The organism is Tenacibaculum sp. (assembly GCF_048269885.1).
Lineage (GTDB): Bacteria > Bacteroidota > Bacteroidia > Flavobacteriales > Flavobacteriaceae > Polaribacter.
Map to the genome: position 1 here is coordinate 58,394 of NZ_JBLWTZ010000015.1, position 14,853 is coordinate 73,246.

Genomic DNA, 14,853 nt, shown 5'->3' on the forward strand with positions numbered 1-14,853 from the left:
CATTTTTAAAAGGTAAAATGTTAAATTTATGAAGGTTAATTTCCAATTCGCTCTCCCATTTTAACAAAGGTTTCCATCTTGTTTTTGGTGTTGATTAAAAGATCTTCATCAATAGTGATTTTAGAACTATTAATTAACAATACAATAGTTGAACCTCCAAAAGCAAAGTAGCCCATTTCATCGCCTTTTTTTACTTCAGTGTTTGGAAGGTAAGTTTCAATAATACTTCCAACCATAGTAGCACCTACTGGGGCAATGATAACATCTCCTTTGTCGTGTGTTTTTAAAGTGCAGAATTCTCTTTTGTTTTCACAGAACACTCTTGTGAAGTTAGCAGCTAGGGCATGAGGTGATACTGAAAAATAACGTCCTTTAATTTTTGTTACTTCGGAAGGAATTCCGTCGTATGGAAAGTGATAACGATGATAATCGTTAGGAGCTAATCGAAGTATAATTAAAGAATCGTCTTTGTGTTTTGTTGCGAGTTCTTTATTGCCTAAAAATTCCTCTAAGGTGAATTTTCTTCCTTTGATAAAGAAGTTATGAATATCAGAAATATTTTTAAAGGCTAACATTTTTCCGTCACCAGGAGAAACAAAACCATTTTCAATTGGACGGGCGTCAGATTTTAACTTTCGATAGAAAAAATCATTGAAAGAAATATAGTCTTCAGAAGGTCTTTCTGCCTCACTCATGTCAATTTGAAGTTCTCTAACAAAACTGTTTATTTTGTTAATAGAGTTGGGTTTGTTCATGAGTTTACCATACCATGATGATAAAAATTTACGCTTAACTAATGGCAATAAAGCCATTTTACCAAACGGATTGTTGTATAGCAATTTTAAGTATCCTTCTCCTGGAGGGGTTTCGGTAATTATTTCACCTGTTTTTCTATCAATGAATTTTATTTTCATAACCGTTAGTTATTCTTCGATACTATCAATTAAAATGGTTAACATGTCAATAGCAGCTTGTGCAATTTTAGTTCCTGGACCAAAAACACCTACGGCACCAGCATCAAACAAGAATTGGTAATCTTGTGCAGGAATTACACCACCAACAATCACCATAATATCTTCACGACCATATTTTTTAAGCTCAGCAATAACTTGAGGAACTAAGGTTTTGTGTCCTGCAGCTAATGAGGAAATTCCTAAAATGTGCACGTCGTTTTCTATAGCTTGTTTGGTGGCTTCTTGAGGAGTTTGGAATAAAGGACCAATATCGACATCAAAACCTAAATCAGCATAACCGGTAGCAACAACTTTAGCTCCACGATCGTGACCGTCTTGTCCTAGTTTAGCAATCATAATACGAGGACGACGTCCTTCTAACTCAGCAAATTTATCAGCTAGTTCAGTAGCCTTTTTAAATAGCTCGTCATCTTTTATTTCTTTACTATACACGCCAGATATGGTTTTATGTACTGCTTTATGACGTCCGAAAATAGTTTCAAGGGCGTCAGAAATTTCACCTAATGTAGCTCTGTTTCTTGCGGCTTTTACTGCTAAATCTAATAAATTTCCTTTACCCGTTTTAGCAGATTCAGTTAAATCACTCAATGTTTTGTCAACTTCAGCTTGATTTCTTTTCGATTTTAAATCGTTTAGTCTATCGATTTGAGATTGACGAACAGCTTCGTTATCTACCTCTAAAATATGTAAAGGGTCTTCTTGTTCTAATTGGTATTTGTTAACACCAACAATAATATCTTGACCGCTATCAATTTTTGCTTGTTTTTTAGCCGCTGCTTCTTCAATACGCATTTTAGGAATTCCTTTTTCAATAGCCTTGGTCATTCCACCTAATTCTTCAACTTCTTGAATTAGCTCCCATGCTTTATTGGCAATTTCTTCCGTAAGTTTTTCTACATGATAACTACCCGCCCAAGGATCTACAGTTTTTGTAATATGGGTTTCTTGTTGTAAGTATATTTGTGTGTTACGAGCAATACGTGCTGAAAAGTCGGTAGGTAAGGCAATTGCTTCGTCTAAAGCGTTGGTGTGTAAACTTTGTGTGCCTCCAAAGGCAGCAGCCATAGCTTCAATTGCGGTACGTGCTACATTGTTAAAAGGATCTTGTTCGGTTAAACTCCAACCGCTGGTTTGACAGTGAGTTCTTAATGCTAACGACTTTGGGTTTTTTGGGTTGAATTGTTTTACTAGTTTTGCCCATAACATTCTTCCTGCACGCATTTTGGCAATTTCCATAAAATGATTCATTCCAATAGCCCAGAAGAAAGATAAGCGAGGAGCAAAGGTGTCAATATCCATTCCTGCTTCCAATCCTTTTTTGATGTATTCTAATCCGTCAGCTAAAGTATAAGCTAATTCAATTTCTGCTGTAGCACCAGCTTCTTGCATATGGTAACCCGAAATAGAAATTGAATTAAACCGAGGCATATTTTCAGAAGTATATCTAAAAATATCAGCAATAATTTTCATTGATGGAGTAGGTGGGTAAATGTAAGTGTTACGCACCATAAACTCTTTTAAGATATCGTTTTGAATAGTTCCTGATAATAATTCAGGAGCTACACCTTGTTCTTCGGCTGCTACAATATAAAATGCCAAAATAGGTAAAACGGCTCCATTCATGGTCATAGAAACAGACATCTTATCAAGTGGAATTTGATTGAACAGAACTTTCATGTCTTCCACAGAATCTATAGCAACACCTGCTTTTCCAACATCCCCTTGTACACGCTCATGGTCTGAATCGTAACCACGGTGTGTAGCTAAATCGAAAGCAACTGATAGCCCTTTTTGACCAGCTGCTAAATTTCTACGGTAAAAGGCATTGCTTTCTTCGGCGGTAGAAAAACCTGCATATTGACGGATTGTCCATGGCCTGCGAACATACATGGTAGAGTAAGGTCCACGTAAATTGGGTGCAATACCCGCAACAAAATCTTCGTGTTTAAAGTTGTTGTTGTGTTGTTCTTGGCTTTTGTTTATTTGTATGTTTGATATATTTTTTCTACTCATTTCCTAAGCGTTCTTGTTCTAGCTTTTCTGCTAATCGTTTTTGAATAATAGGTTGAATTAGTGTTTTTTCATTACGAATTTTTAAGAAAGGTGAAACTTCTAAATCGTTTTTCATCTTGTCATTTTCGTTTTGAATTTTGTTTGTTCCAAGTAACACTAATTCTCCTGAATCAAATAATTGTTGCTCTTTAGCTGCCGACTCTTTTATTTTTCGTTGGATGACTCCTTCTTTTAGTTGTTTTAAGAAACCGCCACCGTTTTCTATTAATTTAAAAACCTCTAGCGCTTTTTGGGTAAGTTGTTGAGTAATTGTTTCAATGTAGTATGCACCCTCAGCAATGTTTTGGGCTTCTGCTAGTTCGCTTTCTTGTTGTAAAATTAATAGTTGATTTCTTGATATACGTTCTCCAAACTCGTTCGGTTGATGAAAAACCTTGTCATAAGAGCTATTAGCTATAGTGTTGGTTCCTCCTAAAATAGCGCTCATACACTCAGAGGTGGTGCGTAGCATGTTTACATTGTAGTCGTATATGGTTTTGTTACGCAAACTTGGTTGTGTAAAAATATGAGCAGTTGCTTCTGTGTTGTATTCTTTTAAAAGAGCTTTCCATAAAATTCTAAAAGCTCGTAGTTTGGCAATTTCAAAAAAGTAATTACTTCCTACAGAAAAATTAAAATGAATGTTTTTTGCAGCTGAACTACCGAAGTGGTTTAGGTATTCATTTGCCTGAGCAAGTGCATATGCTAATTGTTGAATAATGGTTGCTCCTGCATTTTGGTAAATAGAGGTATTAACGCAAAGAGCGTTTGGGGTAGTTTTTGCTATTTCTTCTAATTGTGTATGGTCGTTTTTAAGATTTGAATACCAATTTCCAGAACTAGCCAAGTTTCCTATAATGTCTATGTTGAAGTAGCAGCTTTCTGAGTTTATAAAATTAGCTAGTTTGTTAACAAATTCTGAGGATAAAAAATTGAAAGTAAAGTAAAGTAACGTTTTTTGAGTATCAATTCCCTTTAGTAAGATGTTGTAATCAAACTCTTTTTTTGCGTTGAACAGGACGGCATTTGCTCCTCTTTGAATTGAGTCGATTGCAAATGCATTTGCTTCTTCTTCATTCTCAATGTTAATGGATTGACAAATAGCGAAACCTTTACAGGGAGTGTTAACTTTAATATTGGTTCTATCTTCTTTAGTATAAAAAGGTTTTACAGTAATACCTTCTTCAGTTTTCCACAAAAGAGTGTCGTTGTAATCGGCACCTTTAAGGTCTACTTGTATTTTTTGTTTCCATTCTGCAGGGGTAACACCTTGAAATTCGTCAAATAAATAGTTACTCATTACTTTTTTATGGTATCAAATTCAATAATATAAATGTCTTCATCTTCTTTCTTCATTTGGTATTTTTCTCTAGCATAGCGTTCTAGTTGAAGAGAGTCTTGTAGTTGTTGAATGGTTTTTTTGTCTTTCTTGATTTTTTTTTCATGGTAATCAATCCAGCTCTTTAACTCATTAATTTCTTTATTAAACTCTTTATGGGTAAGGTAAGAATTTTCATCAAAAAAAAGCATCCAAACCACAAATACAGTGAGTATAATCACGTAAATATTAGTGGCTATTTTAAAAGAAGGTTTGTTTTTTATTGATTTAAAACTCATGTTATAAACGGTCGTTAATTACAGTTCTTACAATGTCAATAGCTACAGTATTATACCTGTCGTTAGGTATAATGATATCCGCGTAATTTTTTGTAGGTTCAATAAATTGTTGGTGCATGGGTTTTAAGGTGCTTTGATAGCGGTTTAAAACTTCATCAACATTTCTCCCTCGCTCTTTAATATCTCTTCTTACACGTCTAATTAGGCGTTCGTCGGCATCTGCATGAACAAAGACTTTTATGTCACACAAGTTACGAAGTTCTTTGCTATTAAAAATCAAAATACCTTCAATTATAATAACTTTTCTAGGGTGTGTTTTTATGGTGTCTTTGGTTCTATTGTGAGCAACGAATGAATATATAGGTTGTTCTATAATGCATCCATTTTTTAATTTAGTTAAATGTTCAACCATTAAGTCAAAATCGATTGCTCTAGGATGGTCAAAATTTATCTTAGTACGTTCTTCGTAAGTTAGGTTGTCTGTTTGTTTGTAGTAAGAATCTTGAGAAATAACGCAAACTTCATCAGCAGGAAGTTCGTTGATAATTTGGTTTACTACCGTGGTTTTTCCACTTCCTGTACCTCCAGCAATACCAATAACAAATATATTTTTCATTAAGTTTTTGTAAAAATAGAGTTATGACAAATTTAGCAAAATAAGCGCATAAAAAAAGCGCTAACTTTTTGTTAGCGCTTTTAGTTTTGAGCCGATGGAGGGACTCGAACCCACGACCTGCTGATTACAAATCAGCTGCTCTAGCCAGCTGAGCTACATCGGCGTTTGCTTTAAAAGCGTGGCAAATATATAATGTTTTTTGAAACTGAAAAAACTTTTTTTAAAAATTTTTAATGCTTGTTTTTTGTAATCGTTTAGTGAACTTTTTAAGTTGTTGAAATAGAGTTTGTTTTGGTTTTTTAGTGAAGAGTACAAAAATAAAAAAAGTCGGGATGAGTGGATTCGAACCACCGATCTCTGGTCCCCCAGACCAGCACTTTAACCGGATTAAGCTACATCCCGATGTTGCAAATATATTTAAAAAAGAAAAGTTCTAAGTAAATTTACTTAGAACTTTATCAAGAATAAATATTATAATGAGAGTGGTAGTTGATGAAACTACTATTCTTATGTATAAACTATAAACGAGCTTAAAGGTTGTTTATTGTTTAAGCTGTTAAAGGTTTTCCTTTTAAACGTTTTTCAATGCGTTGTTTTACAGCTGTTAAACGCTTCATTAAGTCCATTAACGTGCTGTCTTTTGTTTGTTTATATACCTCATTAATCTCTAGAATCAGAGCTTTTGCTTCTCTAGAGGCTAGTATTCTATCACTAGTAGTAATAAATTTGAATTTTCTGTTTTCAAATTCTTCTGCCTTATTGATTAATTCTGAATTCATAAAATTTACCAATTTAATTTAAAATTTCTTTATTAGGTTTTGTCTGATAAAAGATACATGCCTAAAATAACTGGGGCGGCAAATATATGGGAAACTTTCTGTTTGCAAAGAAACAAGCTCATCAATTTGTTTTATTAGTTAATAAGTTTTTCTTATAAGATAAAAAAATCTTTCTACACTATCTTATATCAGTCATAAGTATTATCTATAAATATAAATGTAACGATTTTATTTTGTTATTTCAAATTATTAATAGAAAATTAACAGTTTTCACCTCTTTATTTAGCGATTTTTTAAGGAATAGTGGTGTTTTGGTTGTAATACAGTATTTTTGTGTCTATAGAAATCTAAATACTGATATGAAAAAACTACTATTATTAATTTTTGCTGTTTCCATACTTTCTTGTAACAGCCAAGAAAAAAGAGCTATTTTAGGAATGTCTGATTTTCAAAAGGAAATGAATACTAAGTTTAAAGATGCTTCTAGGTCGCCACTTACCAAAAAAGGATTAAAGAAGTTTAAAGGATTAGATTTTTTTCCTATTGATAAAAAGTATGCTGTAAATGCAGAATTAGTAAAAACACCAGATGCGCCTATTTTTGATTTTCCAACGACGACCGATAGGGTGGCGATGTATAAAAAATATGGGGTTTTATCTTTTTCTATTGACGGAGAGGATTTTAAACTAGTTATTTATCAAGATGTACATCCTGCGCCTGAGTATGCAAATCATTTATTTTTACCTTTTTTAGATAATACGAATGGTAAAACGTCTTATAAAGGTGGTCGTTTTATAGATATTTATACGACCGATATAAAGGATGATGGGACTGTGGAGATTGATTTTAATAAAGCTTACAATCCATATTGTGCTTATAGTGATAGATATTCTTGTCCAATTACACCAAGCGATAATTATTTAGATACAGAAATTAAAGCAGGGGTAATGGCGTATAAGAAACCTAAATAAATAAAAAGTCCTGCAATTTGCAGGACTTTTTTTATTTGGAAGGAGGTGTTAAACCTTCTTCTCTGTCTTGTTTAATTGCTTTTATTAACGAATCTAAATATGGTTTTCTCAGTTTTAGTTTAGTTTCCTTATGTGCTTTCTTATTTAGTTTAGAAAACATTTCAGCAACCTTTACAGCTGTTGGTAGTAAGTGCTCTTGAGGAACAACTTTATCTAAAAAGCCGGCAGTGATAGCGTCTTCAGGGGTGTAAATTTCTGAGCAATTAACACTTCTTTCAAAATAAACAGGAGTTAAACGTGCTTTAGCTATTTCAATACCAGCATTGTGCATGGTCATACCTATTAAAACTTCATTTAGTCCAATTTTAAAATCACCTTCAACTCCCAGCCTATAATCAACAGATAGAAGTAAGAAAGCTCCTTTGGCCACAGCATGCCCAGAGCAAGCTGCAATTATTGGGAAAGGAAAAGAGAGCATTCTATGTGATAAATTTGATCCTTTGGTAACCAGTTCTAAAGCTGATTCAGGAGATTGTGTCATGCTTTTTAAGTCGTAACCAGCAGAGAATATTCCTGGTTGTCCTGTTAGTATTATTGGTTTTTCTTCTTTTTCAGCTTTGTCAAAAGAGGAGTTTAAAGCATCAATCACTTCATGAGAAATAGCGTTAGCTTTTCCGTTAGTAATAGTAATAATTACGTAATTGTCTTCTGATTTGTATTGTATAAGTTCACTCATTTATTGTATTCATTTACTCACAAAGTGAGGTTTGTTTTAAGTATTGTTTACATGGTTGGTGTGTTTGTCCAAAAATAATTTACTAAGTAAATTCCTGCAAAAACAGCTAAAAAACCAATGCTAAAGCTAGCAACAGTATATAGTGCAAAAGAGGTGAAATTTCCAGATTTTAGAAAGATATGATTTTCGTAAGCAAAGGTTGAGAAAGTGGTAAATCCACCACAGAAACCAGTAGCTAATAATAAGGTGTGGTTTTGTGTGATGGTTTCGTTTTTAGCAGCAAACCCTAAAATAATTCCAATAAGCAAACTACCAAGAATGTTGGCTGCAAAAGTTCCGTACGGAATTCCTGTTTGAGGACTATTTAAAGCTTTTCCAATAATATATCGCAATACGCTTCCAGTTCCACCGCCTATAAAAACTAATAATAATTGTTTCACAAAAATACTTCTAAATTAATAGCTTGTTTTTACTCTCTTATTGAAAGAGATGTTGTAAGAATCTCTACAAGAGCTTTTCATATACTTGCGAAAATAAGAAAACCTCACAAATTTGTGAGGTTTTCTTTATATATAAATAGTATAACTGTTTATAGTTCTACATCATCAGCATCGGTCCAATTCCACTTCCCAACAATGATTCCTTTTTTTACGGTAACAATACCAGGATTAGCTCTAATTACTGTTTTTAAAGCAGTTTCATCACAAAACCCAAAAGTATAAGGAAGTCCATATTCTTTTTGAGTTGCAGCTAAGTCTTCAATATAAGAAGCAGTTAGTACATAAATTTCATAACCTTGTTCACTAGCTTGTTTAGCTACTTCAGAAATTCCAGTAATACCTTCTTTTTCTGTTTTCTTGAAGTTAGACATGATAATAAGCATAGCTTTTTCTTTAGCAAGCATTTCTTCTAACTTATCTCCTTCATCTGTTTCAATCATGAAATCGTGTATAGGAGGAAGCTCATCGCTATCTTCTGGGTATTCCATTCCTTTGGCAATATCTGTTCCTATAGAATAAGCTCTAAAATCAATAATTGGTAAATGTTGTAAAACGTAATAAGTTACAATTAGTGCTAAAAAAACAGCGCTAAAGGTTGTTAAAGAAGAAAACTTATTTGAAATTAAAGGCTTAATGTGTTTAACACCTAAAATAAGAATTACAATAAAGATCATGAAAACAACATTTTTGTAAAATGTTTCTTTAGGAGTAAGTTTTAAAGCGTCACCAAAACAACCACAATCTGTAACTTTGTTGTAGGTGTAAGAGTACCAAGTTAAAAATAAGAAAACTAGGTTTAAAACAAATAAGCTCCAAACAGTAAGTTTAGGTTTGTAACCTACTAAAAGCATAATGCCTAAAACCAATTCGGTAACAATTAAAAGAATAGAAAAAGGTAGAGCGAAAGGAATTAAGAATTCTAAATTTAATACATCGGCGCCAAAATATTCTTCAAATTTATATTGAGATCCGATAGGGTCTACCAATTTTACAAATCCAGAGTAAATAAAAAGAAGTCCTACAAGTACTCTTGAAATATGAGTTAGCATTTTTAAAATCATAGGGGTGTTTTTTAGGTTAATTATCTGATTCAGAAAGGTGAATCATGGCAAAAATAGCATAATTAATCATATCTTGATAATTAGCATCAATTCCTTCAGAAACTAAAGTTTTGCCTTGATTGTTTTCTATTTGTTTTACACGAAGTAGTTTTTGCAGAATTAAATCGGTTAATGAAGAAACTCTCATGTCTCTCCATGCTTCACCATAATCATGGTTTTTATTTTCCATTAACTCTTTAGTAATCTTTATGTGTTTGTTGTATAGGTTTGTAGCCTCTTCGGTAGTTAAATCAGGTTGTTCAACAATGCCTAATTCAATTTGAATCAATGCCATTGTAGAGTAATTGATAATGCCAATAAATTCTGATTTCTCTCCTTCATCAACTTTTCGTTCAGTATTTTCTTGTAATTGTCGTATGCGTTGAGCTTTTATAAATATTTGGTCAGTTAATGAAGGGAGCCTTAAAATTCTCCAAGCACTACCGTAATCGCTCATCTTTTTTGTAAACAAATTTCTACATTCTTCAACTACAGCATCATACTGTTTAGAGGTGTTCTGCATCTTTCTTATTTAAAAGTATTCGACCAAAAATAGTAAATATTACAAGCTTTTCGTTTATTTTTACTTGGAAATTTAGCAAGATGACAATTAATTGTAAAGGAACCTTAGTAGATTTAACCAAGCCTAAGGTTATGGGGATTTTAAATGTAACTCCAGATTCTTTTTTTGATGGTGGAAGGTATAAAAATGAAAATGAAGTCCTTGTTCAAGTTGAGAAAATGTTGAAAGAAGGAGCTGTATTTATTGATGTAGGTGCGTATTCTTCAAGACCTGGAGCAAAACATATTTCAGAAGAAGAAGAGTTACAAAGAATGCTCCCTGTAGTGGAGTTGTTGGTTAAAAACTTTCCTGAAATTATGATTTCGGTAGACTCATTTAGAAGTAGGGTAGCGGAGCAATCGATACATGCTGGAGCTGCACTAATAAATGATATTTCTGGAGGAAAGATGGACGAACAAATGTTTGAAACGGTCGCAAAACTTCAAGTTCCATATATTATGATGCACATGCAAGGAACGCCACAAAACATGCAACAAAACCCACAATATGAAAACGTGGTTACTGAAGTGATTTCCTTTTTTGCAGAGCAGCTTTTTAAATTGCGTGAACTAAAGGTGAATGATGTAATTATTGATGTTGGTTTTGGTTTTGGTAAAACGCTCGATCAAAACTATGAGTTACTTAAAAACTTGTCACTATTCAAAAGTTTAGATGTTCCCATTTTAACTGGTGTTTCAAGAAAATCAATGTTGTATAAGTTGTTAGGTGTTACACCGAAAGAAGCTTTAAATGCTACTACCGTAGCTAATACAGCTGCTTTGTTAAATGGTACGCATATTTTAAGGGTGCATGATGTAAAGGAGGCAGTTGAGGCGGTTAAAATTGTGGGGCAGTTGTAATAAAATTCTTACATTTACTTATTAGGCAATTTATAATGCCTAAAAACTTGTTTTTAAAGTTAAAAAACTTCAAAAAATTAATGAATTTAGATTTTATCGATTTTTCGTTTCTTGATGTATTGGATATTTTTTTAGTAGCAGTGCTGCTTTTCTATATTTATAAGTTGTTAAAGGGAACAGTAGCGATTAATATTGTTATAGGAATAGCTTTCATATTTTTAATTTGGAAGGTTACACAGACTTTAAAAATGGAAATGCTAAGTGGTATTTTGGGGTACTTGCTGTCTGGAGGAGTTATTGCGTTAATTATTGTGTTTCAACAAGAAATTAGAAAGTTTTTATTAATGATAGGAACTACTAATTTTTCAACCAAAAAAAGTTTTTTAAATCAGTTAAAGTTTTTAAAGACTGAAATTCATTCTGAAACAGATATTGAAACTATTTTAATGGCGTGTGCTAACTTATCAAAAACAAAAACTGGAGCATTATTGGTGATAGAAAAAACAAATAATCTCGATTTTTTAATTAATACTGGTGATAAAATGAATGCGTTGGTTAATGAAGCGATTATTGAGAGTATTTTTTATAAAAATAGTCCGTTACATGATGGAGCAACAGTTATTAGAGATAACTATATTGTGGCAACTCGAGTAATTTTACCAGTTTCTAATAGTGCTAAAATACCTTCTAGGTTTGGGTTGCGTCATAGAGCTGCTATTGGTGTTAGTGAGAAAACAGACGCACTTTGTTTATTGGTTTCAGAAGAAACGGGAGAAATTTCATATATAAAAGATGGAGAGTTTGTGTTGTACAAATCACTCGAAGAACTTCATAGGAAATTAGAAAAAGATGTAATGGCATAAAAAAAGCTCGCAATTTGCGAGCTTTTTTGTTTTCTGTTCAAAAAAGATTATTGAGCAGGAGCCATTTTAGATTGAATAGCAGTCATCACGCTATTGAATTTTTTAGTAGCTTCTTCGTCTAAGTTAGCAACGATTTCTTTAGCTTGTTCAGCTAACTCAACACCTTTTTTAGCTAATTCAGAGTTTTTAACTACATCTCCTTTAGCTTCGATATAATCTTTAGCATATTGAGAATAAGACTGTAAGTATTCTCCTACTTTAGGGTCTTCAAATTCTGGAATTTCGATACCTTCGATTGCAGATTGTACAGCTTCAACAGCTTCTTCAGTAGCCTCTTTAGCTTCTTCAGTAGCCTCAGCAGCAGCTTCTTTAGCTTCTTCAGTAGCTTTTTCTACAGTTTCAACAGCATCTTTGGCAGCGTCTTTAGCTTCTTCTTTAGTGTTTTTACATGATGTTGCTAATAAAGCACCAACAACAAATACTGATAAAATTACTTTTTTCATCGTTAATTGATTTTTAGTTTTTAAGATTGAATAACAAATGTACTATTTTGATTGATGTAAACAAATTTATTTACATCACCGTTTCACTATTAAACTGTTTTTCGTACAAATTCTTATAATAGCCCTCATGTTTTTTTAATAATTCTGTATGATTTCCTTGTTCAACTATACGTCCTTTGTCCATAACTATAATTATATCAGCCTTTTTAATAGTTGCTAAACGATGAGCAATTACAATAGAAGTCCTATTTTTTGTGATTTCATCAGTGGCGTATTGAATCATTTGTTCAGAATGTGCGTCAACTGATGAGGTAGCTTCATCTAAAATTAAAATACTAGGTTTACTAACATAGGCGCGTAAGAAGGCAATTAATTGACGTTGGCCTGAAGACAACATACCTCCGCGTTCTTTTACATTATAATGATAATTGTTAGGAAGGCTCATTATAAAATTATGTATTCCAATTTGTTTAGCAGCAATTTTAACTTCTTCAAGAGAAATATCTTGGTTGTTAAGAGTGATGTTATTTAAAATACTATCTGAAAATAGAAATACATCCTGTAGCACTACGGCTATTTTTTGGCGTAAAGAGGTTATTTGGTAGTCTTGAACAGGGATGTTGTCGATAGAAATCTCACCACTATCTATTTCATAAAAACGACTGATCAAATTAATAATGGTTGATTTACCCGCTCCAGTGGCTCCAACAATGGCAACGGTTTGTCCTTTTGCAACCTCTAAGTTAATTCCTTTTAAAATCTCTTCCCCTTTTATATAGCTAAATCGTACATCTTTAAAATTAATTGTTCCTTGTATATTGGCTGCATGAATTGTACCGCTTTTGTCTATAGAGCTTTCAGTATCTATTATGTTGAATACACGTTCACCGGCAACAATTCCCATTTGTAGTTGATTAAATTTGTCAGCTATTTGTCGCAACGGTCTGAAAAGCATTTGAGCCATTTTTATAAAACCAATAATAGCACCAACACTAACAGCCTTGTCTTCTACAACTTGTAACCCTCCGTACCATACAATTAAACCAATTGCTATAGAAGAGAGTATTTCGGCAATTGGGAAGAAGATAGAGTAATACCAAACGGTTTTAACATGTGCTTTTTTATGTTTATTATTAATTTCAATGAAGTTTTTGTACTCAATTCGTTCTCTATTAAAGAGCTGAACGATTTTCATTCCTGTCACTCTTTCTTGTACAAAACTATTTAGGTTTGCTACTTGATTACGTACATCTTGAAAGGTAGACTTTATAGCTATTTGAAATAGTTTAGTAGCGTAAATTAATACAGGCAAGGTTGCAAGTGCAATTAATGCTAATTTCCAGTTTGTGAAGAACATTACAATGATTACTACAATCATTTTTAAAACGTCACTTACAATCATAAAAACTCCTTGCGTGAAAAAATTGGCGATAGTTTCTATATCTGAAACAACACGAGTTACCAATTTTCCTACTGAAGAATTATCAAAATACCCCATTTTAAATTGAAGTATTTTTCTAAAAGTTTTAGCTCTTATGTCTCTAATAATATGTTGTCCTACCCAGTTTGCGTAATAAATAAAACTAAACTGGAAAAAAACTTGGATAAGTAGTACTACTATCATGGCAATTGTGAAATACAATAGCCTAGAAAAATCTTTGTTTGCAATAAAATCGTCTATAGCTGTCATTAAAATGACAGGTGTTAGCACAGCAAATCCTGCTAATAAAATGGTAGATAATGCTGCAACGATAAACCGTACACGGTATTTTTTTGCAAAACTCATTAGTCTTGCAAAAATTTTAATGTCGAATGCTTTTCCTGTTGTTTTACTCACTATATATAGTCGTATATTACTTTTGTTAAAAATAAACCTTTTGCAGGAACTGAGACACCTGCTTTACTTCGATTTTTACTTTCTATGATTTTTTTAAAATCCTCTACAGTTATTTTTTCTAAGCCAACATCGATTAAAGTTCCTACAATAGCACGAACCATGTTTCTTAGAAAACGATTGGCACTGATATGAAACGTTAATTCACTCCCGTTTTTAATCCATTCAGCATTAGTTACTGTACAGTTAAATGTAAGTACATCAGTTTTTACTTTTGAAAAACATTCAAAATCTTCGTAATCGTACAAAATTGCTGCGGCTTTATTCATCAATTCTATATTTAATTGCTGACGGTGCAATTGCCAAGAGGTATCTAATAAAAAAGGATTTCTACCTAGCCAAATTTTGTATTCGTAACTTCTACTAAATGCATCGAAACGGGCATGAGCATCGTTAGGCACCAAGTGTGTTTTGAATATGACAATATCGTCAGGTAAAATAGCATTTAACTTGTAGGTAAAATTGTCATTTAAAGGAACTGCTACATCAAAATGAGCAAACATTTGCGCTGCATGCACACCCGCGTCTGTTCTTCCTGCTCCTACAATGTTTATTTCTTCCCTTAAAATAGTGCTAATTGCCTTATTTATTTTTTCTTGAACTGAAATTGCATGTGGCTGTATTTGCCATCCATGATAATTTTTTCCGTTGTATGCTAATTCAATAAAATACCTCAAGAAGTGTAAAATTTTAAAGAGCTAAATTATAAAATTCTAATTTGAAAAGAGCTAGCGAGTGAAGTAAAATAATGTTTTTGTATATTATTAACATATGTTAACAGATTAACTGAGTATTTGTATTATTTTCGCAACCTCAATTTAGAATA

General features: G+C 32.7%; 16 protein-coding genes and 2 tRNA genes. 3 read left to right on the top strand and 15 right to left on the bottom strand.

The window, feature by feature from the left end; all coding sequences use genetic code 11:
* Window positions 1-35: 35 nt before the first annotated feature.
* From asd to ACN0WY_RS12190, 8 genes are all read right to left on the bottom strand, one after another.
* Complete coding sequence (asd, locus tag ACN0WY_RS12155) at window positions 36-914, bottom strand: archaetidylserine decarboxylase (RefSeq protein ID WP_330488747.1); 879 nt, start codon at window positions 912-914, stop codon at window positions 36-38.
* Between the two features lie 9 nt (window positions 915-923).
* Window positions 924-2,987, bottom strand: a complete 2,064-nt coding sequence (scpA, locus tag ACN0WY_RS12160; RefSeq protein ID WP_417800518.1) for a methylmalonyl-CoA mutase — start codon at window positions 2,985-2,987, stop codon at window positions 924-926.
* A complete protein-coding gene (locus ACN0WY_RS12165; protein ID WP_417800519.1) occupies window positions 2,980-4,326 on the bottom strand; it encodes a methylmalonyl-CoA mutase subunit beta in 1,347 nt (448 codons plus the stop codon). The genes scpA and ACN0WY_RS12165 overlap by 8 nt, the downstream gene beginning before the upstream one ends.
* Window positions 4,326-4,643 (bottom strand): FtsB family cell division protein, encoded by a 318-nt coding sequence (locus tag ACN0WY_RS12170; protein ID WP_417800520.1) that lies wholly within the window; start codon window positions 4,641-4,643, stop codon window positions 4,326-4,328. The genes ACN0WY_RS12165 and ACN0WY_RS12170 overlap by 1 nt, the downstream gene beginning before the upstream one ends.
* 1 nt (window position 4,644) lies before the next feature.
* Window positions 4,645-5,250, bottom strand: coding sequence for a uridine kinase (udk, locus tag ACN0WY_RS12175; protein WP_330488798.1), 606 nt, complete (start codon window positions 5,248-5,250; stop codon window positions 4,645-4,647).
* Between the two features lie 98 nt (window positions 5,251-5,348).
* A tRNA-Thr gene (locus ACN0WY_RS12180) sits at window positions 5,349-5,422 on the bottom strand.
* 164 nt (window positions 5,423-5,586) lie between these two features.
* A tRNA-Pro gene (locus tag ACN0WY_RS12185) sits at window positions 5,587-5,661 on the bottom strand.
* A 146-nt stretch (window positions 5,662-5,807) separates the two neighbouring features.
* Complete coding sequence (locus ACN0WY_RS12190; RefSeq protein ID WP_115901993.1) at window positions 5,808-6,038, bottom strand: hypothetical protein; 231 nt, start codon at window positions 6,036-6,038, stop codon at window positions 5,808-5,810.
* A 359-nt stretch (window positions 6,039-6,397) separates the two neighbouring features.
* Here ACN0WY_RS12190 and ACN0WY_RS12195 point away from each other — a divergent pair, with 359 nt between their 5' ends.
* Window positions 6,398-7,009 carry a DUF1684 domain-containing protein gene (locus ACN0WY_RS12195; RefSeq protein ID WP_417800521.1) on the top strand — a complete coding sequence of 204 codons (612 nt, stop codon included), beginning with the start codon at window positions 6,398-6,400 and terminating at the stop codon, window positions 7,007-7,009.
* A gap of 31 nt (window positions 7,010-7,040) precedes the next feature.
* Here ACN0WY_RS12195 and ACN0WY_RS12200 read toward each other — a convergent pair whose 3' ends face one another.
* The 4 genes from ACN0WY_RS12200 to ACN0WY_RS12215 form a co-directional block, all read right to left on the bottom strand.
* Window positions 7,041-7,745 (bottom strand): crotonase/enoyl-CoA hydratase family protein, encoded by a 705-nt coding sequence (locus tag ACN0WY_RS12200; protein WP_417800522.1) that lies wholly within the window; start codon window positions 7,743-7,745, stop codon window positions 7,041-7,043.
* 47 nt (window positions 7,746-7,792) lie between these two features.
* Complete coding sequence (gene crcB, locus ACN0WY_RS12205; protein ID WP_417800523.1) at window positions 7,793-8,185, bottom strand: fluoride efflux transporter CrcB; 393 nt, start codon at window positions 8,183-8,185, stop codon at window positions 7,793-7,795.
* A 149-nt stretch (window positions 8,186-8,334) separates the two neighbouring features.
* Window positions 8,335-9,306: a BT_3928 family protein gene (locus ACN0WY_RS12210; protein WP_417800524.1), complete on the bottom strand. Its 972-nt coding sequence runs from the start codon at window positions 9,304-9,306 to the stop codon at window positions 8,335-8,337.
* A gap of 16 nt (window positions 9,307-9,322) precedes the next feature.
* Window positions 9,323-9,868 carry a DUF1599 domain-containing protein gene (locus ACN0WY_RS12215; RefSeq protein ID WP_417800525.1) on the bottom strand — a complete coding sequence of 182 codons (546 nt, stop codon included), beginning with the start codon at window positions 9,866-9,868 and terminating at the stop codon, window positions 9,323-9,325.
* A gap of 80 nt (window positions 9,869-9,948) precedes the next feature.
* Here ACN0WY_RS12215 and folP point away from each other — a divergent pair, with 80 nt between their 5' ends.
* Complete coding sequence (folP, locus tag ACN0WY_RS12220) at window positions 9,949-10,767, top strand: dihydropteroate synthase (protein WP_330488739.1); 819 nt, start codon at window positions 9,949-9,951, stop codon at window positions 10,765-10,767.
* 80 nt (window positions 10,768-10,847) lie between these two features.
* Window positions 10,848-11,630 (top strand): diadenylate cyclase CdaA, encoded by a 783-nt coding sequence (gene cdaA / locus ACN0WY_RS12225; RefSeq protein ID WP_417800526.1) that lies wholly within the window; start codon window positions 10,848-10,850, stop codon window positions 11,628-11,630.
* 47 nt (window positions 11,631-11,677) lie between these two features.
* On the opposite strand, the gene ACN0WY_RS12230 is transcribed toward cdaA, so the two are convergent.
* The 3 genes from ACN0WY_RS12230 to truA all read right to left on the bottom strand — a co-directional run bounded on the left by ACN0WY_RS12230 (window position 11,678) and on the right by truA (window position 14,704).
* Window positions 11,678-12,133, bottom strand: a complete 456-nt coding sequence (locus ACN0WY_RS12230; RefSeq protein WP_330488737.1) for a hypothetical protein — start codon at window positions 12,131-12,133, stop codon at window positions 11,678-11,680.
* Between the two features lie 70 nt (window positions 12,134-12,203).
* Window positions 12,204-13,970 (bottom strand): ABC transporter ATP-binding protein, encoded by a 1,767-nt coding sequence (locus tag ACN0WY_RS12235; RefSeq protein WP_330488736.1) that lies wholly within the window; start codon window positions 13,968-13,970, stop codon window positions 12,204-12,206.
* Window positions 13,970-14,704 (bottom strand): tRNA pseudouridine(38-40) synthase TruA, encoded by a 735-nt coding sequence (gene truA / locus ACN0WY_RS12240; protein WP_417800527.1) that lies wholly within the window; start codon window positions 14,702-14,704, stop codon window positions 13,970-13,972. The genes ACN0WY_RS12235 and truA overlap by 1 nt, the downstream gene beginning before the upstream one ends.
* Window positions 14,705-14,853: the final 149 nt, after the last annotated feature.

Coding starts and splice junctions, on each gene's coding strand:
- asd (WP_330488747.1), bottom strand. CDS start 914: ATGAAAATAAAATTCATTGATAGAAAAACAGGTGAAATAATTACCGAA.
- scpA (WP_417800518.1), bottom strand. CDS start 2,987: ATGAGTAGAAAAAATATATCAAACATACAAATAAACAAAAGCCAAGAA.
- ACN0WY_RS12165 (WP_417800519.1), bottom strand. CDS start 4,326: ATGAGTAACTATTTATTTGACGAATTTCAAGGTGTTACCCCTGCAGAA.
- ACN0WY_RS12170 (WP_417800520.1), bottom strand. CDS start 4,643: ATGAGTTTTAAATCAATAAAAAACAAACCTTCTTTTAAAATAGCCACT.
- ACN0WY_RS12190 (WP_115901993.1), bottom strand. CDS start 6,038: ATGAATTCAGAATTAATCAATAAGGCAGAAGAATTTGAAAACAGAAAA.
- ACN0WY_RS12195 (WP_417800521.1), top strand. CDS start 6,398: ATGAAAAAACTACTATTATTAATTTTTGCTGTTTCCATACTTTCTTGT.
- ACN0WY_RS12200 (WP_417800522.1), bottom strand. CDS start 7,745: ATGAGTGAACTTATACAATACAAATCAGAAGACAATTACGTAATTATT.
- ACN0WY_RS12210 (WP_417800524.1), bottom strand. CDS start 9,306: ATGATTTTAAAAATGCTAACTCATATTTCAAGAGTACTTGTAGGACTT.
- ACN0WY_RS12215 (WP_417800525.1), bottom strand. CDS start 9,868: ATGCAGAACACCTCTAAACAGTATGATGCTGTAGTTGAAGAATGTAGA.
- folP (WP_330488739.1), top strand. CDS start 9,949: ATGACAATTAATTGTAAAGGAACCTTAGTAGATTTAACCAAGCCTAAG.
- cdaA (WP_417800526.1), top strand. CDS start 10,848: ATGAATTTAGATTTTATCGATTTTTCGTTTCTTGATGTATTGGATATT.
- ACN0WY_RS12230 (WP_330488737.1), bottom strand. CDS start 12,133: ATGAAAAAAGTAATTTTATCAGTATTTGTTGTTGGTGCTTTATTAGCA.